This is a genomic window from Pseudomonas sp. SAR267 (assembly GCF_052077595.1).
Classification (GTDB): Bacteria; Pseudomonadota; Gammaproteobacteria; order Pseudomonadales; family Pseudomonadaceae; genus Aquipseudomonas; species Aquipseudomonas vlassakiae.
Map to the genome: position 1 here is coordinate 1330228 of NZ_JBQIHU010000001.1, position 26343 is coordinate 1356570.

General features: G+C 63.5%; 26 protein-coding genes and 1 pseudogene. 15 read left to right on the top strand and 12 right to left on the bottom strand.

Going from position 1 to position 26343, the window contains the following annotated elements:
• The first annotated feature begins 51 nt into the window (after positions 1 to 51).
• A complete protein-coding gene (locus ACTORR_RS06505; RefSeq protein ID WP_313365708.1) occupies positions 52 to 2364 on the top strand; it encodes a hybrid sensor histidine kinase/response regulator in 2313 nt (770 codons plus the stop codon).
• Here ACTORR_RS06505 and ACTORR_RS06510 read toward each other — a convergent pair.
• Positions 2354 to 2842, bottom strand: coding sequence for a glutathione peroxidase (locus ACTORR_RS06510; protein WP_099814696.1), 489 nt, complete (start codon positions 2840 to 2842; stop codon positions 2354 to 2356). The genes ACTORR_RS06505 and ACTORR_RS06510 overlap by 11 nt on opposite strands.
• Before the next feature lie 2 nt (positions 2843 to 2844).
• Positions 2845 to 3246 (bottom strand): peptide-methionine (R)-S-oxide reductase MsrB, encoded by a 402-nt coding sequence (msrB, locus tag ACTORR_RS06515; protein ID WP_313365707.1) that lies wholly within the window; start codon positions 3244 to 3246, stop codon positions 2845 to 2847.
• Positions 3247 to 3422: 176 nt separating this feature from the next.
• Here msrB and ACTORR_RS06520 point away from each other — a divergent pair, with 176 nt between their 5' ends.
• Positions 3423 to 4634, top strand: a complete 1212-nt coding sequence (locus tag ACTORR_RS06520; RefSeq protein WP_012313392.1) for a pyridoxal phosphate-dependent aminotransferase — start codon at positions 3423 to 3425, stop codon at positions 4632 to 4634.
• A gap of 479 nt (positions 4635 to 5113) precedes the next feature.
• On the top strand, positions 5114 to 6001 hold the full coding sequence (gene htpX, locus ACTORR_RS06525) for a protease HtpX (RefSeq protein ID WP_003259721.1): 888 nt from the start codon (positions 5114 to 5116) through the stop codon (positions 5999 to 6001).
• 50 nt (positions 6002 to 6051) lie between these two features.
• Here htpX and ACTORR_RS06530 read toward each other — a convergent pair whose 3' ends face one another.
• Positions 6052 to 6699 carry a thiopurine S-methyltransferase gene (locus tag ACTORR_RS06530; protein WP_313365788.1) on the bottom strand — a complete coding sequence of 216 codons (648 nt, stop codon included), beginning with the start codon at positions 6697 to 6699 and terminating at the stop codon, positions 6052 to 6054.
• Between the two features lie 101 nt (positions 6700 to 6800).
• Between ACTORR_RS06530 and ACTORR_RS06535 the strand changes: the two genes are divergently transcribed.
• Complete coding sequence (locus ACTORR_RS06535) at positions 6801 to 7553, top strand: DODA-type extradiol aromatic ring-opening family dioxygenase (protein ID WP_313365787.1); 753 nt, start codon at positions 6801 to 6803, stop codon at positions 7551 to 7553.
• A 173-nt stretch (positions 7554 to 7726) separates the two neighbouring features.
• On the opposite strand, the pseudogene ACTORR_RS06540 reads toward ACTORR_RS06535, so the two are convergent.
• Positions 7727 to 9443, bottom strand: a pseudogene (locus ACTORR_RS06540) (DEAD/DEAH box helicase).
• Positions 9444 to 9841: 398 nt separating this feature from the next.
• Positions 9842 to 10597 (bottom strand): spermidine synthase, encoded by a 756-nt coding sequence (locus ACTORR_RS06545; protein ID WP_099814701.1) that lies wholly within the window; start codon positions 10595 to 10597, stop codon positions 9842 to 9844.
• A 116-nt stretch (positions 10598 to 10713) separates the two neighbouring features.
• Between ACTORR_RS06545 and ACTORR_RS06550 the strand changes: the two genes are divergently transcribed.
• Complete coding sequence (locus tag ACTORR_RS06550; RefSeq protein ID WP_054883708.1) at positions 10714 to 12060, top strand: class II 3-deoxy-7-phosphoheptulonate synthase; 1347 nt, start codon at positions 10714 to 10716, stop codon at positions 12058 to 12060.
• Here the strand turns inward: ACTORR_RS06550 and ACTORR_RS06555 are convergent.
• Positions 12041 to 13261 (bottom strand): winged helix-turn-helix domain-containing protein, encoded by a 1221-nt coding sequence (locus ACTORR_RS06555; protein WP_313366020.1) that lies wholly within the window; start codon positions 13259 to 13261, stop codon positions 12041 to 12043. The two genes, ACTORR_RS06550 and ACTORR_RS06555, sit on opposite strands and share 20 nt — an antisense overlap.
• 255 nt (positions 13262 to 13516) lie before the next feature.
• On the opposite strand from ACTORR_RS06555, the gene ACTORR_RS06560 reads away from it, so the two are divergent.
• Positions 13517 to 14470: an IS110 family transposase gene (locus tag ACTORR_RS06560; RefSeq protein ID WP_212632438.1), complete on the top strand. Its 954-nt coding sequence runs from the start codon at positions 13517 to 13519 to the stop codon at positions 14468 to 14470.
• A gap of 80 nt (positions 14471 to 14550) precedes the next feature.
• On the opposite strand, the gene ACTORR_RS06565 is transcribed toward ACTORR_RS06560, so the two are convergent.
• A complete protein-coding gene (locus tag ACTORR_RS06565) occupies positions 14551 to 14769 on the bottom strand; it encodes a DUF1127 domain-containing protein (RefSeq protein ID WP_027919490.1) in 219 nt (72 codons plus the stop codon).
• A gap of 96 nt (positions 14770 to 14865) precedes the next feature.
• On the opposite strand from ACTORR_RS06565, the gene ACTORR_RS06570 reads away from it, so the two are divergent.
• Entirely contained in the window at positions 14866 to 15717 is an 852-nt protein-coding gene (locus ACTORR_RS06570) for a LysR substrate-binding domain-containing protein (RefSeq protein WP_441343594.1), read from the top strand.
• A gap of 114 nt (positions 15718 to 15831) precedes the next feature.
• On the opposite strand, the gene ACTORR_RS06575 is transcribed toward ACTORR_RS06570, so the two are convergent.
• A complete protein-coding gene (locus tag ACTORR_RS06575; protein WP_054883706.1) occupies positions 15832 to 16581 on the bottom strand; it encodes a sulfite exporter TauE/SafE family protein in 750 nt (249 codons plus the stop codon).
• A 112-nt stretch (positions 16582 to 16693) separates the two neighbouring features.
• Here ACTORR_RS06575 and ACTORR_RS06580 point away from each other — a divergent pair, with 112 nt between their 5' ends.
• From ACTORR_RS06580 to ACTORR_RS06590, 3 genes are all read left to right on the top strand, one after another.
• Entirely contained in the window at positions 16694 to 17650 is a 957-nt protein-coding gene (locus ACTORR_RS06580; protein WP_054883705.1) for a LysR family transcriptional regulator, read from the top strand.
• Between the two features lie 55 nt (positions 17651 to 17705).
• Positions 17706 to 18161, top strand: a complete 456-nt coding sequence (locus tag ACTORR_RS06585) for a MarR family winged helix-turn-helix transcriptional regulator (protein ID WP_054883704.1) — start codon at positions 17706 to 17708, stop codon at positions 18159 to 18161.
• Positions 18162 to 18302: 141 nt separating this feature from the next.
• Positions 18303 to 18731: an organic hydroperoxide resistance protein gene (locus tag ACTORR_RS06590; RefSeq protein WP_054883703.1), complete on the top strand. Its 429-nt coding sequence runs from the start codon at positions 18303 to 18305 to the stop codon at positions 18729 to 18731.
• A gap of 58 nt (positions 18732 to 18789) precedes the next feature.
• On the opposite strand, the gene efp is transcribed toward ACTORR_RS06590, so the two are convergent.
• Both efp and earP read right to left on the bottom strand, forming a co-directional pair.
• Complete coding sequence (gene efp / locus ACTORR_RS06595; RefSeq protein WP_054883702.1) at positions 18790 to 19359, bottom strand: elongation factor P; 570 nt, start codon at positions 19357 to 19359, stop codon at positions 18790 to 18792.
• A gap of 48 nt (positions 19360 to 19407) precedes the next feature.
• A complete protein-coding gene (earP, locus tag ACTORR_RS06600) occupies positions 19408 to 20541 on the bottom strand; it encodes an elongation factor P maturation arginine rhamnosyltransferase EarP (protein ID WP_313365557.1) in 1134 nt (377 codons plus the stop codon).
• Positions 20542 to 20670: 129 nt separating this feature from the next.
• Here earP and ACTORR_RS06605 point away from each other — a divergent pair, with 129 nt between their 5' ends.
• Complete coding sequence (locus ACTORR_RS06605) at positions 20671 to 21069, top strand: hypothetical protein (protein WP_054883700.1); 399 nt, start codon at positions 20671 to 20673, stop codon at positions 21067 to 21069.
• Between the two features lie 2 nt (positions 21070 to 21071).
• Complete coding sequence (locus ACTORR_RS06610) at positions 21072 to 21542, top strand: GreA/GreB family elongation factor (protein ID WP_313365556.1); 471 nt, start codon at positions 21072 to 21074, stop codon at positions 21540 to 21542.
• A gap of 114 nt (positions 21543 to 21656) precedes the next feature.
• On the opposite strand, the gene ACTORR_RS06615 is transcribed toward ACTORR_RS06610, so the two are convergent.
• Positions 21657 to 22589: a LysR family transcriptional regulator gene (locus tag ACTORR_RS06615; RefSeq protein WP_262109831.1), complete on the bottom strand. Its 933-nt coding sequence runs from the start codon at positions 22587 to 22589 to the stop codon at positions 21657 to 21659.
• Between the two features lie 118 nt (positions 22590 to 22707).
• Between ACTORR_RS06615 and ACTORR_RS06620 the strand changes: the two genes are divergently transcribed.
• The gene (locus ACTORR_RS06620; RefSeq protein ID WP_054883697.1) at positions 22708 to 23457 is read left to right on the top strand and encodes a 3-oxoacyl-ACP reductase family protein; all 750 of its coding nucleotides are present in this window, start codon (positions 22708 to 22710) and stop codon (positions 23455 to 23457) included.
• Positions 23458 to 23512: 55 nt separating this feature from the next.
• Here the strand turns inward: ACTORR_RS06620 and ACTORR_RS06625 are convergent, their stop codons facing one another.
• Positions 23513 to 24394, bottom strand: coding sequence for a LysR family transcriptional regulator (locus ACTORR_RS06625; RefSeq protein WP_054883696.1), 882 nt, complete (start codon positions 24392 to 24394; stop codon positions 23513 to 23515).
• Between the two features lie 105 nt (positions 24395 to 24499).
• On the opposite strand from ACTORR_RS06625, the gene ACTORR_RS06630 reads away from it, so the two are divergent.
• Positions 24500 to 25681, top strand: coding sequence for an MFS transporter (locus tag ACTORR_RS06630; RefSeq protein WP_313365555.1), 1182 nt, complete (start codon positions 24500 to 24502; stop codon positions 25679 to 25681).
• Positions 25682 to 25800: 119 nt separating this feature from the next.
• Positions 25801 to 26181, top strand: a complete 381-nt coding sequence (locus tag ACTORR_RS06635) for a hypothetical protein (protein WP_054883694.1) — start codon at positions 25801 to 25803, stop codon at positions 26179 to 26181.
• Positions 26182 to 26343 lie beyond the last annotated feature (162 nt).

Sequence of the window (26343 nt, forward strand, 5' to 3'; positions counted from 1 at the left end):
TGATCGGCTATGCTTGCGCAGCGCAAGGGACGTTAAACCGGCTCGGGACTCATGGATATCAAGTTCACCAATCGCCTGTCATACAAGCAAGCCCGGTTGACAGTCCTGGTCGGCTTCATCCTGGGAACATTGCTGAGTCTCATCCAGATCGGCATCGATTATGCCAGCGAAGACGCATCCATCAACCGTGAAGTGCAGGCGTTGCTGCAAATCAGCCACAACCCGGCCTCGCGCATCGCCTACAACATCGATGCGGAGCTGGCGCTGGAACTCACCCGCGGCCTGCTGGAGTCGCCAGCAGTCATCCGTGCGCGGCTGATCGACAACAACGAAACGGTGCTGGCCGATGTCGAACGGCCACGGCTCGAGGACCGCTACCGGCCGCTGAGCGACTTTCTGTTCGGTGAAAAACGCCAGTTCAAGGAACGCCTGTACCTGACCCACATGCCCGAGGAATACCTCGGCACGCTGTACCTGGACGTCGACACCTTCACCTTCGGCAGCCGCTTCCTCGACCGCGCCGGGGTTACCTTGCTCAATGGTTTCGCCCGCAGCCTGGTGCTGACCGGCATCCTCCTTGCGCTGTTCTACATGATGCTGACCAAACCGCTGGTCACCGTGATCGCAGCCCTCACCGGGCGCGACCCGCGCCAGCCGGGGCAAACCCGGGTGGACTGCCCGCCCGGGCACGAACAGGACGAGATCGGCGTGCTGGTGCGGGTCGCCAACCAGCAGTTCGTCAGCATGGCCACCGAGATCCAGCAGCGGCGCACCGCGGAAAACCGCTTGACGCAGTACCTCAACGAACTGGAAGACATCGTCTCGGCCCGCACCGAAGAGCTAAAGGCCAGCAACAATCGCCTCAGCCAGTCCAATCAGGAGCTGGAAGAGGCCCGCCAACGAGCCCTGGACATGGCCCAGGCGCGCGCTGCGTTCCTGGCCAACATGAGCCATGAGATCCGCACCCCGCTCAACGGCATGCTCGGCATGATCGCCCTGGCCCTGGACAGCCCACTGGCCGGGGAACAGCGTCAGCAGCTGTCGATTGCCCACGATTCGGGCAAGGTGCTGGTGGAATTGCTCAACGATATTCTCGACCTGTCCAAGTTCGATGCCGGGCAGCTGGAACTGGAGCGCATCCCCTTCGACATGGGCGCCATGGTCGAGGACACCGCCAACCTGCTGTCGCAGAATGCCGCGCAGAACGTCGAGCTGACCTGCCTGATCGCTGGCGACTTCCCGAGTTCGGTGCTCGGCGACCCCACGCGGGTACGCCAGGTGGTCAGCAACCTGCTGTCCAACGCCCTCAAGTTCACCCGCTTCGGCCGCGTCGACGTGCGCCTGGCACGCATCGTCGGCGGTGTGCGCCTGGAAGTGCGCGACACCGGCATCGGCATTCCCGAAGCGGCCCAGGCGCGGATCTTCCAGCCGTTCACCCAGGCCGGCGCCGGCATCACCCGCCAGTACGGCGGCACCGGGCTGGGCCTGGCCCTGACCCGCAACCTGTGCAAGGCCATGCAGGGGCATCTGCACATCCAGTCCGAGCCTGGCTTTGGCAGCCGCTTCAGCGCCGAGCTGCCATTGCCCACTCACACCGAGGCCATCGCACCGGCCGCCCTGCACGGCAAGGTCGTCGCCCTCAGTGACGCCGGCAGCGGCCTCAGCGAGCTGCTGCAGGGCCTGCTGCCGGGCTGGGGGCTGGACTATCAACGGCACGACGGCCGCGCCACGCTCGACGGCAGCGTCGACCTGCTGATCACCGACGACCTGGAGCAGCTGTTCCAGCTGCGCCCGGCACTGAAGGCGCCGATCCTGCTGGTGACCGCCTATGGCAACTTCCTGCCCGGCGAGCAATCGGCGCAACTGGCGCCTTTGCACCAACTGGCCCGGCCATTGGCGCGCAACGCGCTGTATCAGACCCTGCGCCGCACCTTGCAGGGGCATGCCCCGGAGCACCCACTGGCCACCCCGCTGCTCACCGCCACCGAAGGCCGTGCGCGCATCCTGCTGGTGGAGGACAACCCGGTGAACCAACTGGTGGCCAAGGGCATGCTGGCCAAGCTCGGCTGCCGGGTAGAAGTCGCCACCCAAGGCGCCGAGGCCCTGGAATGGCTGGAGCGAGAAGACTTCGACCTGGTGCTGATGGACTGCAACATGCCGGTGATGGACGGCTACGAGGCCAGCCGGCGGATTCGCCAGAGCGGGCGCTGGCCCCAGCTGCCGATCGTCGCCCTGACCGCCAACGCCATGCCTGAAGAACGCGAGCGCTGCCGCGCGGCAGGCATGAGCGACTACCTGGCCAAGCCGTTCCGCCGCGAGGAGCTACTGGCGCTGATCGACCACTGGGTGCCGCTCAGCGGCTGAGCAAGCGCTCGATGTCGGCTTGCAGTGCCTGTGGCTTGGTGGTCGGCGCGTAGCGAGCGACCTTGCCGCTGGCCGGGTCGACCAGGAACTTGGTGAAGTTCCACTTGATCTTCTGCGTGCCGAGCAAGCCTGGTGCACGCTGCTTGAGTTCGACGAACAGCGGGTGGGCGCCGGGGCCATTGACTTCGATCTTGCGAAACAGCGGGAAACTCACGCCGAAATTGGCCTCGCAGAACTGCGCGATGTCCCGCGCATCACCTGGCTCCTGCTGGCCAAACTGGTTGCAAGGGAAGCCCAGCACCACCAGGCCACGTTCGCGGTAGTCCCGCCACAGCTGCTCCAGCCCCTGGTACTGCGGGGTGAAGCCGCACTGGCTGGCGGTGTTGACCACCAGCAACGCCTTGCCAGCAAAGTCGCCGAGCTTTTTCTGCTCGCCGCCCAAGGTCACACAAGGGATGTCCAGCATCGATCCGGCCATTCTCAGGCTCCGTCACGGGGTTTGAAGTCCAGGCACACCGAGTTGATGCAGTAGCGCAGGCCGGTCGGTGGCGGGCCGTCGGGGAACACATGGCCCAGGTGGGCGTCGCACCGGGCGCAGGTGACCTCGGTGCGGAGCATGCCGTGGGAGGTATCGCGGATTTCGATCATCGCGCTCGCTTCGATCGGCGCATAGAAGCTCGGCCAGCCGCAGCCGGAGTCGAACTTGGTCTGCGCGTCGAACAGCGGCAGGTCGCAGCAGATGCAGTGGTACACGCCAGCCCGGCGCTCGCTGTTGTACTTGCCACTGAATGGCCGTTCGGTGCCTTTGAGGCGGCACACCTGATACTGGGCGGGGTCGAGCATGGCGCGCCATTCTTCAAGTGTCTTGTCGATCTTTTGCATGTGGGGACCTCGGCAGGCTGAATTTCACCTCGCGCCGTCTTTTCCGTAGCGCGGGTGGCACGTATATTAGTTGGCTTCGTGTGCAAGGCTTCCAGTCTGGCACCCGCTTCCTGCCCTTTCAAACCTTTCGAACGTTTCGGAGGGCCGCAGTGCGTATTCTCAATCGGGACCACATCATGCAGTTCAGCAAATCGAACAAGCTCGCCAATGTCTGCTACGACATTCGCGGCCCGGTGCTCAAGCACGCCAAACGCCTCGAAGAGGAAGGCCACCGCATCCTCAAGCTGAACATCGGCAACCCGGCGCCGTTTGGCTTCGAGGCGCCGGACGAAATTCTCCAGGATGTGATCCGCAACCTGCCCACCGCCCAGGGCTACAGCGATTCCAAGGGCCTGTTCAGCGCGCGCAAGGCAGTGATGCAGTACTGCCAGCAGAAGGAAATCGAAGGCGTCACCATCGAGGACATCTACCTCGGCAACGGTGTGTCCGAGCTGATCGTGATGTCGATGCAGGCGCTGCTGAACAACGGCGACGAAGTGCTGATCCCGGCCCCTGACTACCCGCTGTGGACCGCGGCCGTGAGCCTGGCCGGTGGCAAGCCGGTGCACTACCTGTGCGACGAGCAGGCCGACTGGTTCCCGGACCTGGAAGACATCAAGGCCAAGATCACCCCGAACACCAAGGCGCTGGTGATCATCAACCCGAACAACCCGACTGGCGCGGTGTATTCCAAGGAGTTGCTGCTGGGCATGCTGGAGCTGGCGCGCCAGCACAACCTGGTGGTGTTCTCCGACGAGATCTACGACAAGATCCTCTATGACGAAGCCGTGCACATCAGCACCGCCTCGCTGGCCCCGGACCTGCTGTGCCTGACCTTCAACGGCCTGTCCAAGTCGTACCGGGTGGCCGGTTTCCGTTCCGGCTGGCTGATCATCTCCGGGCCCAAGCACCACGCCCAGAGCTACATCGAAGGCATCGACATGCTGGCCAACATGCGCCTGTGCGCCAACGTGCCGGCCCAGCACGCCATCCAGACCGCCCTGGGCGGCTACCAGAGCATCAACGACCTGGTGCTGCCGCCGGGCCGCCTGCTGGAGCAGCGCAACCGCACCTACGAGCTGCTCAATGACATCCCGGGCGTCAGCTGCGTCAAGCCGATGGGCGCGCTGTATGCATTCCCGCGGATCGACCCGAAAGTCTGCCCGATCCTCAACGACGAGAAGTTCGCCCTCGACCTGCTGCTGTCGGAAAAACTGCTGATCGTTCAGGGGACGGCGTTCAACTGGCCGTGGCCGGACCACTTCCGCGTGGTGACCTTGCCGCGGGTGGATGACCTTGAGGCGGCGATCGGGCGGATCGGCAACTTCCTGCGGACTTATTCGCAGTAAGGTTCGACGGGATATTTGCGGTGGCGCCGAGATCGCGCGCCGCCCGCGCGGCGCATCGCGGGCAAGCCCGCTCCCACATCTGTTTCGGGCCAGTTATTCCTGTGCCGCCAACAGGATCCGCCTTGTTGGCATGGCGATACATCTCGGTGGCTCCACCTGTCTCCAGTCATGCACCAAGGCGGTCCCTGTTGGCTTCACAGGAGTGACTGGCCCGAAACAGATGTGGGAGCGGCGGTGCGGCGATCCGACTTGCCCGCGATGCGCCGCGCGGGCGGCGCTCGATCTCTATACCACCACAAATCTCATGGCATGGACCTTTTCTTACATCCTGCAACGCTCTATCTCACAGCCCGCGCAAAATCCTCTGCCATACTCCGCCGTACACAGTTTGAAATAGTCGCCCGATTGAAACCCAGCGACCGGCACCTTATATACCCCGCAGTAAGCAACAACTCATCCGTCAGGAGAACGTAACAACCATGATGCGCATTCTGTTGTTTGTAGCCACCAACCTCGCGGTGGTGCTGGTTGCAAGCATTACCCTGAGCCTGTTCGGTTTCAACGGGTTCATGGCCGCCAACGGGGTTGACCTCAACCTCAGCAGCCTGCTGGTGTTCTGCGCCGTGTTCGGCTTCGCCGGCTCCCTGGTTTCGCTGTTCATCTCCAAGTGGATGGCGAAGATGACCACCGGCACCCAGATCATCAGCCAGCCGCGTACCCGCCACGAGCAGTGGCTGCTGCAAACGGTCGAAGAGCTGTCGCGCGAGGCCGGCATCAAGATGCCCGAAGTGGGTATCTTCCCGGCCTACGAGGCCAACGCCTTCGCCACCGGCTGGAACCGCAACGACGCGCTGGTAGCCGTGTCCCAAGGCTTGCTGGAGCGCTTCTCGCCCGATGAAGTGCGCGCCGTGCTGGCCCACGAGATCGGCCACGTGGCCAACGGTGACATGGTCACCCTGGCGCTGGTGCAGGGTGTGGTCAACACCTTCGTGATGTTCTTCGCCCGCATCATCGGCAACTTCGTCGACAAGGTGATCTTCAAGAACGAAGAAGGCCAGGGCATCGCCTACTACGTGGCGACCATCGTTGCCGAGCTGATCCTGGGCATTCTGGCCAGCATGATCGTCATGTGGTTCTCGCGCCGCCGCGAATACCGTGCCGACGAAGCCGGTGCCCAACTGGCCGGTACCGCCGCGATGATCGGCGCCCTGCAGCGCCTGCGCGTGGAGCAAGGCCTGCCGGTACACATGCCCGACACCATGAAGGCCTTCGGCATCAATGGCGGCCTCAAGCACGGCCTGGCTGGCCTGCTGATGAGCCACCCGCCACTGGAAGACCGCATCGAGGCGCTGCGCCGCCGCGGTTGATCCAACCGGTAAAGGAAAGGGCGACCTCGGTCGCCCTTTTTCGTTTCCGCTCAGAACTTCACGCGGTACACCCGTTCGATCAGACTCGTGACCCCGGCCTGCAGGAACTTTGGGCTGTCGCTGATCACTTGCTGCGCTTCCAGCTCCTCCACCTGCCAGTTGGCAAACCCGCGCCTCACCTCCTCGTCAGCCACCGAAAACGGCGGCCCGGCCAGCAGTTCCTGCTGATAATCCAATGTCACCAGCAAGCCGGCGCCTGCCGGCAATGCCTGTGAAAGCAAAGCCATGTATTGCGCACGCATTTGCGGCGGTAGGGCAATCACTGCGGCGCGATCATAGAGCGCTACGCAATCCGCCACATCCTCGGCCTGCAAGGCAAAGAAGTCGCCACACCAAAGCTCCACATCGCCATTGCGCCAGACTTCGAAGACACCCTGCTGCGTCACCTGTGGCTCCAGCCCATGCTCACGGAAGAACGCCTCCACTGCCTGGCGTGACAACTCTACCCCCAATACCCGGTGCCCCTGCCCCGCCAGCCAAGCGAGGTCCAGGCTCTTGCCGCACAGTGGTACCAGCACACGGCTGCCCGGCGCCAGCTGCAGTTGCGGCCAATACTTCGGCAGAAATGGGTTCACCCGAGATTGATGAAAACCGATCTGGTTGTCGGCCCACCGCTTCTGCCAGAACGCTGGCTCCATGATTACTCCCGATTTTTAGATGGTTTGTCGGTAAAACTTGGTTTGGATTTCGATCGATAGTTGATTGAAGATGACTGCATCATAACCTTCAGGACCCCGCCATGCTGCCCAGCCTGTTCATTTCCCACGGTTCTCCCATGCTCGCCTTGCAACCAGGCGCCAGCGGGCCGGCATTGGCCGGGCTGGCCAACGCCCTGCCACGGCCGAAGGCGATCGTGGTGGTGTCGGCGCACTGGGAAAGCCCTGAGCTGTGGGTGACCAGCAGCGCACAACCAGAGACCTGGCACGACTTCTACGGCTTCCCGCCGGCGCTGTACGCGGTGCAGTATCCGGCGCCGGGCGAACCAGGCCTGGCAAGCCGGGTCGCTGAACGGCTGCAGGCGCGCCTGGACCCGCAACGACCGTTCGATCATGGCGCCTGGGTGCCGCTGTCGCTGATGTACCCGGATGCGAGCATTCCGGTGATTCAAGTGTCACTGCCCAGCCAGATGGGGCCGGGGTTGCAGGTCAAGATGGGCAAGGCGCTGGCTGGGTTGCGTGCTGAAGGCGTTTTGCTGGTGGGCTCCGGCAGCATCACGCACAACCTGGGTGAACTGGACTGGCATGCCGGGCCGGATGCGATCGAGCCGTGGGCCCTGGCGTTCCGGGACTGGGTGGTGGAGCGGCTGAAGGCAGATGACCAGGCTGCGCTCCTGGATTACCGGAAACAGGCGCCGTTTGCAGCGCGTAACCATCCCAGTGATGAGCATTTGCTGCCGCTGTTCTTTGCCATGGCGGCTGGGGACAGGTTCGGGATCGTGCACCAGGGGTTCACACTGGGGGCGTTGGGGATGGACATTTACCGGTTCGACTGAATAACGCCGGGGGCGCTTTGCGCCCCTTTCGCGACACAAGGCCGCTCCTACAGGGGACCGCCCTCTCTTGTAGGAGCGGCCTTGCGTCGCGAAAGGGCTGCGCAGCAGCCCCAAAATGGCACAGGCAAAAAAAATCCCCGACCTAGGCCGGGGATTTTTTCATAGCATCAGGATCAATCTTCGCGATAACGGCGCAGCTTCAGCTGCTTGCCGGCTACGCGAGTGTCCTTGAGCTTGGACAGCAGCTTCTCCAGGCCATCTTCCGGCAGCTCGATCAGGCTGAAGCTGTCGCGCACCTGGATGCGGCCAATGGCGTCACGGGCCAGGCCACCTTCGTTGAGGATCGCGCCCAGCAGGTTCTTGGCAGCGATACCGTCACGGGCACCCAGGGCAGTACGGCAGCGCACGCGGCCTTCGGCCAGCGGCATTGGCGCACGACGCTCACGGTCACCACCGCGATCGCCACGATCGCTGCGCTCACCACGCTCGGTACGCTCGCCACGCGGGGCGAAGCTTGGTACCAGCGGCTGCTCGCGCTCGACGGTCGCCAGGTCCAGCGCCTGGCCGTTGGTGGCCTTGCGCAGCAGGGCCGAAGCCAGGGCGCGCGCGCTGCAGCCGAGGTCGGCAGTCAGGCGGTCGAACAGCTCGCCATGGGTGGCTTCTGCTTCGGCAACCAGCGGCGCCAGGCTGTTGGTCAGCTTCTTGATGCGGGCATCCAGCACAGCCTGGGCGTTCGGCAGGCGGGCTTCGGCAACCTTCTGCCCGGTCACGCGCTCGATCACCTGCAGCATGCGGCGCTCACGCGGGGTGACCAGCAGCAGCGCACGGCCATCGCGGCCGGCACGGCCGGTACGGCCGATACGGTGCACGTAGGATTCCGGGTCGTACGGCATGTCGACGTTGAACACGTGGGTGATGCGCGGTACGTCCAGACCACGGGCAGCGACGTCGGTGGCGACGACGATGTCCAGGCGGCCATCCTTCAGCGAGTCGATCACCCGCTCACGCTGGTTCTGGGCGATGTCGCCGTTCAGCGCGGCAGCCTTGTAGCCCTTGGCTTCCAGCGCGGCGGCCAGGTCCAGGGTGGCTTGCTTGGTGCGCACGAAGGCGATCAGCGCGTCGAACTCTTCGACTTCCAGCAGACGCAGCACAGCCGGGATCTTCTGGTCGGCATGGACCATCAGGTGGGCCTGCTCGATCGCGGTGACGGTCTGGGTCTTGCTCTGGATCTTGACGTGCTTGGGCTCGCGCAGGTGGCGTTCGGCGATCGAGCGGATCGACGACGGCAGGGTGGCGGAGAACAGCACGGTCTGGCGGCTGGCCGGGATTGCATCGAAGATCACTTCGAGGTCGTCCATGAAGCCCAGCTTGAGCATTTCGTCGGCTTCGTCCAGCACCAGGTACTGCACGGTCGACAGGACTTTCTCGTCACGACGCAGGTGGTCGCACAGACGGCCCGGGGTGGCGACGACGATTTGCGCGCCGTTGCGAATGGCGCGCAGCTGTGGGCCCATCGGGGCACCACCGTAGACGGCCACTACATTTACGCCTGGCATCTGCTTGGCGTAGGTTTCGAAAGCGGTAGCAACTTGCAGCGCCAACTCACGGGTTGGCGCCAGGATCAGGGCTTGCGGTTCGCGCTTGCTCACATCGATCTTGTTGAGGATCGGCAGGGCGAAGGCAGCGGTCTTGCCGGTGCCAGTCTGCGCCTGGCCGATCATGTCGTGACCGGCGAGGATGATCGGGATCGATTGTTGCTGAATGGCCGACGGCTCTTCGTAGCCGGTAGCCAGTACGGCAGCAACAATGTTCTGATTGAGATCGAGAGCGGCGAAGCCGCCGGTTTCCTGGGTCATGGGTCTGCCTCTAAGTGCATCCGCAAAGACCCATGCTGCAAAGCTGCACATGCCTTGAAAGACCGGAACGGTCACCCAGGCAGCTTTGTCGGCGGGGATTTGCGAAAACGATTGAAAAAGAAAAACTTGAGAAGGTCCGCCTAGCGGACGTGCAGCCGAAGCTGGACTCGGAGGATTTGCACCACCTGATTTTGAGGTCCGCTAAAAGACCGGCGCGTACTATACCCGAATTAATGCCGGGGAGTGAGTAAATTTTTCTGGCCGGTTAGCCAGTATCCGGCCATCAGCCTTGGCCTGCTGAATCGATTCCTTCTGATGGTTCCGAGTTGCCCTTTTCGCGGGCTCGCCCGCTCCCACAGGTACCGCGCAGATCCTGAGGGCAGAGGTATTCCTGTAGGAGCGGGCAAGCCCGCGAAGCAGGCGACGCGGTCTTCAGGTAGCTGGCCGGATCTCGCGGATCAGCCCGTCCAGGCTATACCCCAGGCGTGGCGCCAGGGCCTCGGCCCGCGCCCGCAGGCCATCGAGGTCCAGGTGCTGATCCAGGTCCGCCGGCACCAGCAGGATCACATTGCCCTCCTTCACCGGCAGCTCCCAGTAATGCCGGTGGTACAACCCGCGCAGCAGCGCCGCGCCCAACGGCTTGCCGTCGTCGTTGGCCCACTGGTTGATCACCAGCCAGCCACCAGGGTTGAGTTGCTTCTGGCAGTTCTCGAGGAAGTTCCACGCCAGGTGCCCGACACCCGGCCCATGGTCGGTGTACAGGTCGACGAACAGCAGGTCGGCCTGCTCGGCCGTGGGCAACAGCTCCAGGGCGTCGCCAATGCGCACGTACAACCGCGGATCATCGTCCAGCCCCATGTATTGCATGGCCAGACGCGGCACGTCGGCACGCAGCTCGATGGCCTCGATGTCCTCCAGCGGCAGGAATTTCATGCAGGCCTGGGTCAGGGTACCGGCGCCCAAGCCAAGAAACAGCGCACTTTCCGGCTGTTCATGGCACAGCGCACCGACCAGCATGGCGCGGGTGTAGTCGTACTCCAGCCAGCTGGGGTCAGCGGTGAATACGCAGCTCTGCTCGATGGCATCACCGAACTCGAGGAAGCGGTAATCCTCCACCTCGTACACGCTGATGACGCCAAAGGCATCCTCGACCCGGGCCAACAGCTTCTCTTCCCGCTCCGTCGCCATCTACCTGCCACCCACCCGCACAAAACACGCATTGTCCGCCAACGCCCCGGATGCAACAAGCTCGGCGCCGCTGTTACCATGGCAGGCAGCCTATAACAGCCAAAACCGAGCCTGTGATGAACCGACCGTGGAGCCCCGACAGCTGGCGTGCCCTGCCGATCCAGCAGCAACCGACCTACCCCGACGCCGCGCACCTGCACAAGGTCGAGCAGACCCTGGCCAGCTACCCACCCCTGGTGTTCGCCGGCGAGGCCCGCGAGCTGCGCCGGCAGTTCGCTGAAGTTACCGAGGGCCGCGCCTTCCTGCTGCAGGGTGGCGACTGCGCCGAGAGCTTCGCCGAGTTCTCGGCAGCGAAGATCCGCGACACCTTCAAGGTATTGCTGCAGATGGCCATCGTCATGACCTTCGCCGCCGGTTGCCCGGTGGTCAAGGTCGGGCGCATGGCCGGGCAGTTTGCCAAGCCGCGCTCCTCAGGCGACGAAACCATCGGCAACCTCACCCTGCCGGCTTACCGTGGCGACATCGTCAACGGTATCGGCTTCGACGAAAAGAGCCGCGTGCCGGACCCGGAGCGCCTGCTGCAGGCCTACCACCAGGCCACCGCCAGCCTCAACCTGCTGCGCGCCTTCGCCCAGGGCGGTTTCGCCGACCTGCACCAGGTGCACAAGTGGAACCTCGACTTCATCGCCAACTCGGCGCTGGCCGACAAGTACCACCAGCTGGCCAACCGCATCGACGAAACCTTGGCGTTCATGCGCGCCTGCGGCCTGGACAGTGCGCCGCAACTGCGCGAAACCAGTTTCTTCACCGCTCACGAGGCGCTGCTGCTGAACTATGAAGAAGCCTTCGTACGCCAGGACAGCCTGACCGGCGACTATTACGACTGCTCCGCGCACATGCTGTGGATCGGCGACCGCACCCGCCAGCTCGACGGTGCCCATGTCGAGTTCCTGCGCGGCGTGCATAACCCGATCGGGGTCAAGGTCGGCCCGAGCATGAACCCCGAGGAGCTGATCCGCCTGATCGACACGCTCAACCCGGCCAACGACCCCGGCCGCCTCAACCTGATCGTGCGCATGGGCGCCGGCAAGGTCGGCGCGCACCTGCCAGGGCTGATTCGCAGCGTCGAGCGCGAGGGGCGCAAGGTGCTGTGGAGCTCCGACCCGATGCATGGCAACACCATCAAGGCCAGCAGCGGCTACAAGACCCGAGACTTTGCGCAGATCCTCGACGAGGTGAAGCAGTTCTTCCAGGTGCACCAGGCCGAGGGCAGTCATGCCGGCGGCATCCATATCGAAATGACCGGGCAGAACGTCACCGAGTGCATCGGCGGCGCCCGGCCGATCACCGAAGATGCCCTGTCCGACCGCTACCACACTCACTGCGACCCACGGATGAACGCCGATCAGTCGCTGGAACTGGCCTTCCTGATCGCCGAAACCCTCAAGCAGGTGCGGCGCTGAGCAGGGCCTCACGCAGCTGGCTGCCCTCTGCCCGAGGGCAGTTCAGTTGCACCCGCTCCAGGCCCAGCCACTGGGCCATGCGCAGCAGATTCCCCGCCAGGGCCTGATAGCCCTCCGCGTCCAACGCTATCGATTGCGCGTGCACGGCATGCACCGCCAGTTGCCCTTGGGCGCGCTCGGCGCGCAGGTCCAGGCGCGCGGCGATGCGTTCGCGGTGCAGAAACGGCAACACGTAGTAGCCGTACACCCGCTTGTGCGCCGGGGTGTAGATCTCCAGGCGGTAGTGGAAATCGAACAGCCGCTCGGTGCGGTTGCGCTCCCAGACCAGCGAATCGAACGGCGACAGCAACGCGCTGGCGTCGATGCGCCGCGAAATGCGCGGTGTGCCGGCACAGTAGGCCAGCTGCTTCCAGCCCTGCACTTCGACCGGCTGCAATCGGCCATCGGCGACCAGTTCATCGAGCGCCGCCCTGCCCTGGCCGGGCTCAAGGCGGAAGTAGTCGCGCAGGTCACGCTCGGTAGCCACGCCCAAGGCCGTGGCGGCATGCAGCATCAGGCCTTGATGGGCTTCGGCTTCGCTTGGCAGCGCCTGATCGAGGATCGCCTTGGGCAAGACCTTTTCCGGTACGTCGTAGAGCCGCTCGAAGCCGCGACGCCCCGCGACCGTGACTTCACCGGCGGCGAATAGCCATTCCAGTGCGCGTTTTTCTTCGCTCCAGTCCCACCATGGGCCGGCCCGCTCCTGACGGGTGGACAGGCTGCCTGCGCCCAGGGCGCCCTGTTCGCGAACGGCGGCCAGCACGCGGGCAATCACGTCCTGGCGTTCGCGGCCGAACTGCGCGAGTTGACGGTAGATGCCGCGGCCATCAGCGGCATGGGCCATGCGCCAGCGCAGCAATGGGTAGAGGTTCAGGGGTAGCAGCGAAGCTTCGTGGCCCCAGTATTCGAACAGCTGGCGCTGGCGGCCACGGCCCCAGGCGAGTTGGTCGAGCATGGCTGTTGGATAGTCGCCAAGGCGGGAGAACAGCGGCAGGTAATGGGAGCGGACCACGGCGTTGACCGAGTCGATCTGCACCACACCCAGGCGTTGCAGCATGCGTTTCAGTGCGGGAAGGGTCGGTGGGGCTTCAGGCTGTTTGCCGAATCCCTGGGCTGACAGGGCCAGACGGCGGGCCTGGCTTATGGACAACTTGAGCGGCAAGCCTGATCTCCTTTTATTGTCTGTTCCGGCCTCTTCGCGGGCACGCCCGCTTGTATGGTTAGACTTGAAGGGGTGGTGGGACTAAATGCCCGATTCTGACTGTTAGCAGCAGTACAGACCGTGGGAGACATCGCCCCACCCCTTCCACCAAAGCGCCGATAAAGAATGCATCGTTTGCAAGCGACGATAGAAGCAAGCCAGCGCCTCTTGGTGAAACCCCTTCAAGCCGAAAAACCATAACGTGAGGAGCCGCCCATGGCAATGCAGGCAGGTAAGTTAATCGTGGGTGCGGATGTCGCGAAAGCTGAGCTGGTTATCCACCACGATGATCGCGATGAAATTATCAGACTGAAAAACTCCAAACCCGAAATCAAACGCTGGCTGAAACAGCAGCCCCTCAATACTGCAATTGCTGTTGAGGCGACCAATGTCTACCACCTGGACTTGGTTGAGCAGGCCCATAGCCTGGGTTTCGAGGTTTATGTCATTGATGGCTTTCAACTGAGCAACTACCGAAAAAGCGTTGGAGGCCGGGTTAAAACTGACCCTTCCGATGCTCGATTGCTGTCCCGTTTTCTGAAAAATGAAGGCGAGGACCTTCGCCCTTGGAGCCCCCCTCCAGCGGTCTACGGCAAGCTTCAAAGCCTTCTGCGACGCAGAGCCGCCCTGGTGACTGCTCGCACTGCGATGACCCAGAGCTGGGCTAACGAAAGCCTCTTGCAAGCCGCCTTCGAAACCTTTGTGAAATCAATAGATCGGCTGGACAAGTTGATCCAACAGAAGATCAAGGAAGTGTTGCGAGAAGCTGGGCTGCAGGAGCAAGTCGCTCGCTGTCAGGCAGTAGAGGGCATTGGTTTTCTCACCGCCGCAGCATTGGTGATGGCTTTTATGAGGGGCGAATTCAAAAGTAGCGACTCGTACATCGCCTTTTTGGGAATGGATTTACGGGTTAGTGATTCTGGACAGAAAAATGGACGGCGTCGTCTCACCAAGCGAGGTTGCTCAGAAATTCGTCGCCTATTGCATAACGCTGCGATGGCAGCCAGCAGATCGGCCGCTTGGAAAGGGCTTTATGAACAGCACCGGAAATCTGGTAAAGCAACAACTCAAGCTCTGGTAATCCTGGCTAGAAAGCTCGCGCGGGTGGCATTCGCCCTGATGAAAAATCAGGACGAATACGTCACCAAAGGTGGGAAACTGGCTTGCTGAAAACCATAGAATCTCCCACAGGGATCGCACATAACCTGTGGGAGCGGGCGTGCCCGCGAAGAGGCCTTTACAGGTTTAGCCTATTTGCGCAACGGATCATCCCAGAAATGCCGCTCAGCCTCTTGCTGGATGTCCGCCCGGCTCAAGCCCAGGTCATGCAGGGTCGCATCACTCAGGCTGGCCAGTTCCTGGCGCTGGCGGTACAGCTGCAGCCACCGGGCCGGGCGGTCCAGGGCCACATGCCACAGGTGGTTCAAGGAAAAGGCAGGTTGCTGGATGCTGCTGACATGACCTTTCATCGTGAAGCCCTCCGTGTTGATGGCTTCAGTCTCCGCCCAGGCTTAAGATCAATCCAACGAATGTTTCTGATGTCATGCATCTCGGAGATTGATGCAATGTCCCAGTATCAGAGCCTTGATGCCGACGTGCTGCGCACCTTTGTCGCCATCGCCGAGCAAGGTGGCTTCACCCGCGCCGGTGAAGTGGTCAACCGCACCCAGTCGGCGGTGAGCATGCAGATGAAACGCCTGGAAGAAGACATCCTGCAGCGCCAGTTGTTCGAGCGTGACGGCCGTCAGGTCCGGCTTACCGCCGAGGGCCAGGTGCTGCTCGGCTACGCCCGGCGCATCCTCAAGCTGCATGGCGAAGTGTTCAACACCCTGCGCATGCCACACATGGTCGGGCTGGTGCGCATCGGCACGCCGGATGACTACGCCATGCGCTTCCTGCCGACCATCCTCTCCAGCTTCGCCCAGGCTTACCCGCTGGTGCAGGTGGAGGTGCATTGCGACTCGTCCAAACAGCTGATGCTGCGCCAGGACCTGGACCTGACCATCGTCACCCGCGAACCGGGCAACGAGGTTGGCCAGTTGCTGCGCCAGGAACGCCTGGTATGGGCAGCCGCCGAAGGCTTCTGCCCGCAGGAACAACGGCCAATGCCGCTGGCGCTGTTCAACACCGACTGCTTCTGCCGCGCCTGGGCCTGCAACGCTCTGGAGGCCCAGGGCATCGACTACCGCATTGCCTATACCAGCCCCAGCCTGGCGGCGATCTTTGCCATCGTCACCGCAGGGCTTGCAGTGACGGCGCAATTGCAGAGCCTGGTTGGTGGCAACATCCGCATTCTCGGCGAGAACGACGGGTTGCCGCAGTTACCACTGGCAAACGTGATGCTGCTGCGCAACAGCCAGGGCCAGTCGCCGATCACCGACTGCATGGCCGATTACATCGTTGAAGGGTTCCTTTGATCTGGGGCTGCTGTGCAGCCCTTTCGCGACACAAGGCCGCTCCTACAGAGGATCGCGCGCTTCTGTAGGAGCGGCCTTGTGTCGCGAAAGGGCCGCAAAGCGGCCCCGGCGATCTCACAGCTCGAACCCCAGCATCACCGCACACGCCACCAGAAACACACAGAACATCGCCCGCAATACTTTCTCTGGCAGTGCATGGGCCAGTTTCACCCCCCAGCTGATGCTCAGCAGCCCACCGACCGCCAATGGAATGCCCACGGTCCAGTCCACGCTGTGGTGCACCCCGTAGGTCACCAAGGTCACCAAGGTACTCGGCGCCGCCAACGCCAGTGACAACCCCTGCGCCACCACCTGGGTGGTACCGAACACACTGGTCAGAATAGGCGTGGCCACTACCGCCCCACCCACGCCGAACAGGCCGCCCATGGTGCCGGCAAAGCTGCCCAGCACGCCCAGCCAGGGCCAGGCGTAACGCAGCTCGGCGCTGGGCGGCGAGACCTTGAGGAACATACGCGCCACGTTCCAGATGGCCAGCGCTACCAGGAAGCCGACAAAGCCCAGGCGCATCGAGTGGGCATCGATACCCACCGCCCAGACCGAGCCGAGCCAGGCGAACAGGAAGCTGCACAGCGAAAGCGGCACGGCATGGCGCAGCTCGATGCGGTTGCGCTGGTGATAACGCCACAGCGCCAGCAGCACGTTCGGCACCACCATGACCAGCGCCGTGCCTTGCGCCAACTGCTGGTCGAGGCCAAACAGCACGCCCAGTGCCGGGATGGCGATCAGCCCGCCGCCAATACCGAACAACCCACCCATGGTGCCAAGGCCTGCGCCCAGTACGATATACAACAACCACTCGATCATCAGGGCCTCATCCGCCTGCGTTGGTAATGCGGGCATGCTAACGATTGCGCTCTGGCGGGGAAACGCACAGCAACGCACAATGGCTATGCGTTTCTTGCAAAAGCGGATGATCATGAACCCCGATACCCTGACCGACCAGTTGAGCCTGTTTCTGGATGTGCTGGAGAGCGGAAGCTTCTCTGCTGCCGCTCGCCGCCATCCACTGACCCCGTCCGCCGTGGCTCGGCGCATCGACAACCTGGAGAGCGCAGTCGGTAGCCGCCTGTTCACTCGCAGCACCCATGCCGTACGCGCCACCCCGGCGGGCAATGCCTTCGCCGAACGCGCCCGGCGCATTCTCGAAGAGCTGCGCCTGGCCCGCGCCGAGGCCGTATCGCTGAGCAGTGCCCCGGAAGGCTTGATCCGCATCGATGCCCCGGCCGCCTTCGGTCGCCGTCACCTGGCGCCGGCAATCGCCGATTTCCTGGTGGCCTATCCGGGCCTGGACGTGCAATTGCGCCTGATCGACAGTTTCGTCGACCTGCATGGCAGCCACTTGGGCGAGGTCGACCTGGTGCTGCGCGCCGGCCCCTTGGCCGATACCCGGCTGGTGGCAACCAAGCTGGCGCACATGGTACGCATCGCCTGCGCCAGCCCGGCCTACCTGGCCAGCCGCGGCATGCCCAGCTGCCCCAGCGAGCTGCCCGGTCATGACGGCCTCGACTGGGACGGCCTGGCACCACCGTTCGCCTGGCGCTTTGCGGTCGACGGGCAGATGCGCCTGTACCGCCCGGCGCGCATGCGCATGGCTGCCAACAACGCCGAGACCCTGTTGTTCGGCGCGCTCGCCGGCCTCGGCATCGCCCACCTGCCTACCTGGCTGATCAGCGACTACCTGCTGCGCGGCGAACTGCTGCCGCTGTTCTGCGATAGCGGCCTGCCCGAAGCCGAAACCAGCGGCATTTATGCACTGCGCCTTGAACATGAAACGAACTCTCGCAGCCGTTTGCTGCTCGAATTTCTCAAGAGCCGCTTCAGCCCGGTTCCACCTTGGGACCTGGCGCTGCGCAGTGAACTGCGCTGGCAGTAAGCGCCCCAACCTTCAGCGTGCTAGATTTCTCCATTGATGACATTCAAGGACCTGCATGAACGCCAACACTCAAGCCTCTTGTGACGAGCTGCTGCTGGACAACCAGGTCTGCTTTGCTCTGCACTCCACCTCCTTGCTGATGACCAAGGTCTACAAGCCTCTGCTGCAAGCACTGGGCCTGACCTACCCGCAGTATCTGGCCATGCTCGTACTGTGGGAGCAGGACGGTCTTACCGTAGGCGAAATCAGCCAGCACCTGCTGACCGACCCCGGTTCGCTCACGCCCCTGCTCAAGCGCCTGGAAAGCGAAGGCCTGCTGCAGCGCAACCGCAGCCGCGAGGATGAGCGGGTGGTGCTGGTGCAACTGACCGACAAGGGCCGCGCCCTGCAGCAGCAGGCTCGGGAAGTGCCGCAATGCATTCTCAAGGCCAGCGGCCGCAGCCTCGAACGCCTGCAGCAGCTGCAGACTGACCTGCTGGAACTGCGCGACAGCCTGCAAAAAAACCTCTGACGGCTACGCTGTGTGCTGCCCGTTCCGATAAACGGTGAATATTTATCTTGCGCGCCAACTAATTGCGCGCTAAATTAAATCCCGTACCCACTCGACGCCACCTGATCACCAGGGGCGCACAGCACACTAGCGAGGCTCAAGATGCAAAAGGTCACTCCGCTGTACATCGCAGAAGCCACTTCCACCGGCGGTCGCGACGGCAAATCCCGCTCCAGCGACGGCAAGCTGGAAGTCAAGCTGAGCACCCCCAAGGAACTCGGCGGCGCCGGTGGTGACGGCACCAACCCTGAGCAGATGTTCGCCGCCGGCTACTCGGCCTGCTTCATCGGCGCACTGAAGTTCGTTGCCAGCCAGGAGAAGAAAGCCCTGCCCGCGGATGCCTCGATCACCGCCAAGGTCGGCATCGGCCAGATCCCCGGTGGTTTCGGCCTGGACATCGACCTGAACATCAACCTGCCGGGCCTGGCCCAGGCTGACGCCGAAGCGTTGGTGGAAAAGGCTCATAAGGTCTGCCCTTACTCCAACGCCACCCGCGGCAATGTGGACGTGCGCCTGCATGTGACCGTGTAAATCACAGGCACAAAAAAACCCGGCCAAGGCCGGGTTTTTTTGCGTTTCGCAAGAAGGATTACTTCTTGGAGCGGCCTTTGAAGCTGTTGTCGCGCGTGTCGATGTCGATGAACTCACCGATTTCGATGAAGTCGGCAACCGAGATCTCGGTACCGTTCTTCAGCTTGGCAGGCTTCATGACCTTGCCCGAGGTGTCGCCGCGAGCAGCGTTCTCGGTGTACTCGACCTGACGGCTGATGGTGGTCGGCAGTTCAACCGATACCAGGCGGCCTTCGAAGAACACGGCTTCGCAGACGTCTTCCATGCCTTCTTCGATGTACGGCAGAACGGCTTCGATGTCCTCGGCGTTCAGCTCGTACATGGTGTAGTCGGTGGTGTCCATGAAGGTGTATTCGTCACCGTTGATGAACGACAGGGTCGCTTCTTTGCGATCCAGGATCACGTCGTCCAGCTTGTCGTCTGCACCGTAGACGGTTTCAGTCTTGTAGCCGGTCAGCAGGTTCTTCAGCTTGGTCTTCATGATCGCGCTGTTGCGACCCGACTTGGTGAACTCGGCTTTCTGAACCAGCCACGGGTCGTTGTCGATCCGCAGTACGGTACCGGGTTTCAGTTCTTTACCAGTTTTCATTACGAAGTATCCGAATCTGGATGGATTTATAAAAATCGAGGCCGCATATCATAGCCAATTTCGGTAAAACTGTACCAGCGCCTTGGCAAGGTCCGGCCGAGCGGCCTGGCAAGTGGCCCAATCACGGGCGTGTTGCTGCAGTTCCGCCCAGTGTTTGCGGGCGCCTTGCCAGGCCGCGTGCATGTCGCCGTCCATGTTCCAGGCACGCCACAATGCCATCAGCGCCTCGTCGGCGGCGTCCGACAAGCCCTGTCGATAATGGCTGAGGAAGGCTTCGAGCTTTTCCCAGTGGGCATTTTCCTCCTGCACATAGATGTGCCAGAGCATCGGCCGGCCGGCCCACTGGGCGCGGACGAACGAATCTTCCCCGCGCACCGCGTTGAAATCGCAGCTCCACAGCAGGCGGTCATAGTCATCCTGACTGACGAACGGCAGGATTTGCACGGTCAAGGTGCCGCGCTGGTGCACAGCGCCGGCTTGCAGCTGCTGCTCACCCAGCCAGGCCCCAAGGTCGCCGAGGATGCGCCCTTGCGGGACCAGCAGGTGAACCGGTCGGGCATCCTCGGCCAGCGCATCGAGCCAGCGCCCCAGTTGCCCGTTTTCGTAGGCGAACAGCGATATCAGCAGCGCGCCAGGCTGCGCCTGCACGCCCAGGCTCTGGAGAAATGCCGCACGCGCCTCGGCCGACTGCTCAAAGGCTTGCCGGCGCGATAGCAGGCTGGCCTCGCGCAACAGCCCACCGGTCTTGTCGGTGAAGCCGGGAAAGAAGAACACCTTGCGCAGGCCATTGGGCTGGGGCGATGGCAAGCCATGGCAGCCTTCGACCCAGTCCTCGGCACTGAGGTATTCAAGGTTCAGCCACAGCACCGGCGCCGGGCGAGCGCGCATCGCCTCGATGTAGGCCGCCGGCAACTGGCAGGCAAAGGCACCGATCACCACGTCGGCCGGCTCTGCGGGCTGCCAGTCGGCAGGCCAGGCACGCACCTCGACACCCTGCTGCCATTGCTGCGCGGCACCGGGATCGGCGCCCGGGCACAGCGGCACGAAGGCATTCAGGTCGTCCACCCACAGGCGCACCGCCAGGTCGTGCTCGGCCACCAGCTGCCGGGCCAGGCGCCAAGTCACGCCAATATCGCCATAGTTGTCGACGACACTGCAGAAAATGTCCCAGGTGGTTTTCATATGCCCTGCCTTGCCTTGCGCGAAAAGGGCGAATTCTGCGGATAATTTGTCGTCGACAAAAGCGCCGCACAAAAATTCTCCGGCAGCATGCGACAATGCCCCCTTCGCCCGCTCTGCCAGGAAGCTGCCATGCCCCGCCAACGTGAATTGAAGATCACCCTCAAACCGCTGCAACTGATTTTCTGCGTGGCCTTGGGCCTGTGGCTCGGCGCCGTGGCGATTGGCCTGAGCCTGTGGCTGGCGCTGCAGCTGTGGCCCGAACAGGTGGCCCCCGTGGCCCAGGCGGTGGCGCCGGCCTACAGCAAGCCTGCACCGGCGACTGCGCCCGCTCAGCCGGTGGACGCGCAAAGCGAGATGTTCGAGCGCTACAAGGACATCCTGCACAAGCAGGAAATCCAGCAGGCCGCTGAGGCTGCCCAAGGCAACCCGCGCAACCTCAATAGCCCCAAGTGCCAGTTCTGGCTTGCGCAGAACCGTACCGCGCCGACCGAGAAGAGCCAGGCCAACGTGCTGGAGTTCTGTTACTGACCATGGACAAGGCCACCCTGCTCAGCCGCATCGTCACTGCTCTGGAAACCGACATGGAGGTGCTGCGCCGTGCGGCGCAGACCGCCTACGAGGCCGCTACCGCCGAAGAGAACATCGCCGAGAACAAGTACGACACCCTTGGGCTGGAGGCGTCGTACCTGGCCACCGGGCAGGCGCGGCGCACGGCCGAGATTCGCCAGGCGCTGCTGACTTACCAGCAGTTGCGGTTGCGCGAGTATGACCCGGCGCGAGGGGTGCAGGTGAGCAACCTGGTGACTCTGGAGGATGACGATGGCGGGCGGCGCTTGCTTTTCCTCGGGCCTGAGGCCGCGGGTTTGAAGATTGGCAAGGGGGACGAGTTGGTGACCGTGATTACCCCCCGTTCGCCATTGGGACAGCAGCTGGTGGGCAAGAAGATCGACGACGAGGTGAAGCTTGGGGATCAGCTTTTCTACATCATTGATGCTGCCTGACCTGGCCTCTTCGCGGGCACGCCCGCTCCCACAGATAAGCACAAGATCTGAAGGCTGTGCAGTACCTGTGGGAGCGGGCGTGCCCGCGAAGAGGCCGGTACAAGCGACACCCCTTTAGGCCAAAGCGTCGAACCTCCCCGCCAACCCCCGCTCGGCAAACTGCTCCACCACAAAATCGATAAACGCCCGGGTCTTGCCCGGCAACAGCTTGTGCTCGGCGTAATACAGGCTGATATGCCCATCATCCACATACCAGTCTGGCAACACCCGCTGTAGCTGCCGGGCCTCCAGGTACGGCACGGCGAACGGCAAGCTGACCAGGGCGATGCCCAACCCTTGCTGCGCCACCGCACACGCCGCATCCGAATCGCTCATGGTCATCGCCTGACGCAACAGCAATGGCTGTTGTTCCTGCCATCGACTGGTCAAGGGCCAGGAACGTACCCGCCCGGTCTGTGGGGAACGGATCAGAATTCCGTCGTGGCGCTGCAGCACCTCAGGGCTGTTGATAGCGGCATGCCGGTTCAAGTACGCAGGCGCCGCCACCAGCACCCGATGGGCCGGGGTCAGCTTGCGCGCCACGACGCCCAGCGGCAGCTCGAACCCACCGCCAATGGCCGCATCGAAGCCCTGGCCGATCAAGTCGACCTGGCGGTTGTCGAAATGCCAGTCCGGGATGATTGCCGGGTAGCGGCGCAGAAATTCACCCAGCAGCGGCAGCACGTACAAGCGGCCGAACACGGTTCCCATGCTAACCCGCAGCAGCCCGGCCGGCTGGCCCTCGGCGCTGGCCAGGTTGGCCACGGCGTACTGGATGGTGCGGAAGCTGTCGCTCACCTCGCCCAGAAATCGCTGCCCGGCTTCGGTCAGGGTCAGCTTGCGCGTACTACGCTGGAACAGCCGCACCCCGAGGCGCGCCTCCAACTGGGCAACGTGCTTGCCCACCGCCGCCGGGGTGATGCTCAGGCGCCGGGCTGCCTCGGCGAAACTGCCCACCTCGGCACTACGGATGAAGCACTCGAGGGCGTTGAAGGATTCCATGGCCATTGATTACCAACCAAAGGTTTACTCTGCTAATAGTGATTGCCATCTTATCAGCAGGTAATCAGCAGTCGATACTGCGTCCATCCAAGGCATCCGGCCTTGCTTCCAGCAGGAGATCAGCATGTCCAAGCAACTTACCCTCGAAGGCAAAGTCGCCTTCGTCCAAGGCGGTTCGCGCGGTATCGGCGCGGCCATCGTACGGCGCCTGGCTCGAGAAGGTGCACAAGTGGCCTTCACCTACGTCAGTTCTGCCGGCCCGGCCGAAGCGCTGGCCGATGAGGTCAAGGCGGCTGGCGGTCAGGCCCTGGCCTTGCGCGCCGACAGCGCCGACGCCGCCGCGCTGCAACTGGCGATCGACGACGCGGTGAAGGCTTTCGGCCGCCTCGACATCCTGGTCAACAATGCCGGCGTGCTGGCGGTTGCACCGCTGGCCGAGTTCGACCTGGCGGACTTCGACCGCACCCTCGCGGTCAACGTGCGCAGCGTGTTCGTCGCCAGCCAGGCCGCAGCCCGCTACATGGGCCAGGGCGGGCGCATCATCAACATCGGCAGCACCAACGCCGAACGCATGCCGTTTGCCGGTGGCGCCCCGTATGCCATGAGCAAGTCGGCGCTGGTCGGCCTGACCAAGGGCATGGCCCGCGACCTCGGGCCGCAGGGAATTACCGTGAACAACGTGCAGCCAGGGCCGGTGGACACCGACATGAACCCGGCCAGTGGCGAGTTCGCCGAAAGCCTGATTCCGCTGATGGCGATCGGGCGGTATGGGCAGGCGGACGAAATTGCCAGCTTTGTGGCCTACCTCGCGGGGCCCGAGGCGGGTTACATCACCGGGGCCAGCTTGTTGGCCGATGGTGGGTTTGCGGCCTGATTTCAGCCTGTACCGGCCTCTTCGCGGGGCAAGCCCGCGAAGAGGCCGGTACAGATCAACCACTGACCCCCAGGCTCTGCTCCATGACCTCGAGAAACGCCCGCGCCGCCGGTGTCGGGCTCTGCGCCCAGACGGCATACAGATGGCGCACCGGCGCATCCACCAGCCGCGCTACAGCCACTCCCTCGAAGCCTTGGGCCACGCGCTCCGGCACCAGCCCGAGCGCCATACCCCGCTGCACGAACTTTTCCACCAGGCGAATATGCCCGATCTCGAACTGCACGCGCCTTACCAGCCCCGCCGCCTGAAACGCCTCGTCCGTCTGGCGCCGCGCCCCGGTACCCTCAGGAAAATCCACCAGCACCTGATCCGCCAGGTCTGCCAAAGCCAGCTGCGCCCTGCCCGCCTGCGCATGCCCCGGCGGCAACACGGCCACCAGTTCCTCCCGCGCCAGCAAGCGATGCTGCACCCCTTGCAGCACCTCGCCATGCCACAAGCCAATGAAACCGATATCCAGCCGGCGCTCGCAGACATCGGCAATCAACAGTTCGCTTTTTGCGGTAAGCCAACGCACGTCCACATCCGGGAAACGGCCATGAAACACTGCCAGCACATCGACCAGGTCCAACGCTGTCAGCGAGCTGATTTCGCCAATCGACAATCGCCCCCGAACCTGGCCGCACGCCGCCGCCACGTCATCGGCAATGCGCCTGGCCGCCTCCAGGGCAGGCCGGGCACTGAGCACGAACGCCTCACCGGCAGGCGTCAGGCGAACTCGCCGCGAACTACGCTCGAACAGGCTGACACCCAGCTGCGCTTCCAACCTTGCCACCTGGTGGCTGAGGGCCGACTGCACCACATGGCAACGCTCGGCGGCACGGGTGAAACTGCAGGTGTCGGCCACGGCCAGAGCGTATTCGAGTTGCTTGAGGTTCATCGATCTATCTGCTTTCAAGATTGATAAGCTGAAAACTATACATTGGCGTCATTCAAGACACTTGCAGATACTTGTTACCACTTACTGCCCGCGACGAGATTGCCCATGAAATCCCCCTCCCTGAGCCGCGCCCTGATCCTGCTGATGGCCACCGCCACCGGCCTGGCCGTGGCCAGCAATTACTACGCCCAACCGCTGCTGCACAGCATCGCGCAACAGTTCGGCCTGAGTACCGCCAGCGCCGGCAGCATCGTCATCGCCGCACAACTGAGCTACGGCGCCGGCCTGCTGCTGCTGGCACCGCTGGGTGACCTGTTCGAGCAGCGCCGGCTGATCGTGGTGATGACCGCGATCTCCACCTTGGGCCTGGTCATCAGCGCGTGTGCCCCAAGCCTGCCCTGGTTGCTGCTCGGTACCGCGCTTACCGGCCTGTTCTCGGTGGTAGCGCAGATCCTCGTGCCGATGGCGGCGACCCTGAGCGAGCCGCATCAGCGCGGCCGCGCAGTGGGCACCTTGATGAGTGGGTTGCTGCTCGGCATCCTGCTGGCGCGTACAGCCGCCGGTTTCATGGCCGAGCTGGGCGGCTGGCGCAGTATCTATGTGCTGGCCGCCGTGCTGATGGCACTCACTGCGCTGGCGCTGTACCGCAACCTGCCCGAACACAGTAGCCATGCAGGCTTGAAATACCCGGCGCTGATCGGCTCGGTGTTTCGCCTGTTCATCGAAGAGCCGGTGCTGCGCCTGCGCTCGCTGCTCGGCCTGCTGGCGTTCAGCCTGTTCGCGCTGTTCTGGACACCGCTGGCGTTCCTGCTGGCACGCGAGCCCTATCACTACTCCGACGCGGCCATCGGGCTGTTCGGCCTGGCCGGCGCCGCAGGTGCACTGGCGGCCAACTGGGCCGGGCGCCTGGCCGACGGTGGCAAGGGCTCGCTGGGCACCACTGTTGGCCTGGCGGCGCTGCTGCTGTCGTGGGTCCCGCTGGGTTTTGCCGAAAGCTCGCTGCTGGCGTTGCTGGTCGGCGTGCTGGCCCTGGACCTGGCCGTGCAGCTGGTACACGTGAGCAACCAGAATGCCGTGATCGCCTTGCGCCCTGAAGCACGCACGCGGCTGAATGCCGGCTACATCACCTGTTACTTCATCGGCGGTGCGCTAGGCTCGTTGCTGGGCACGCAACTGTTCCAGCGCCAAGGGTGGATGGGCATCGTGGTGGCAGGCCTGGTGATCGGCACGCTGGCCTTGGTGGTATGGGGCGTTTCGCAGCGCAAGGCCGCCGCGCAACTGGCTTGAAGCCATCAGCGGACGTGACAACCCGCCGCATTACCCTCCGTCGCCTGGCCGTTGACTTGCCTGCCCTAGCGGCGCTCAGTAAGCGCTGGTCACAGACCTTTCGCTGACAGGACGACTCAATGACAAGACTCACGGTGCAATCCGGCGATTTCTTGCAAGGTGAAGGCGAGTTTCGCAATGGATCGCTCACACTCAAGACCCCGCGTAGCCCTTCACCCGGCGAGCGCATCTCACTGGCCCGCATCGCTGACCTGCGCCTGGCCAGCCTGGAGTCCAGCCGCAGCCTGGGCACCGCCCTCGGCTGGGGCGTGGCCGGGGCGCTGGTGGCCGGCCCGGTGGGGTTGCTTGCCGGGCTCTGGCTGGGCGGCAAAGAGGAAGAAGCCACCTTCCTGGCCACCTTCAAGGATGGGCGCAAACTGATGGCCATCACCGACGGCAAGACCTGGTCGAAGATCGACGACACCTGGCGCCAGCATCGCCGCCCGCCACCTGCCGATTGAAGACCTGCAGGACTGGGGCCTGATAAGATAGCGCCCCTTTTTCTGCCTGTTCCGGCCCTTTCGCGGGTGAACCCGCTCCCACAGGTACTGCATTGCTCTCACTGGCAGTGCAATACCTGTGGCAGCGGGTTTACCCGCGAACAGGCCTGCGCGGTCTTTCGC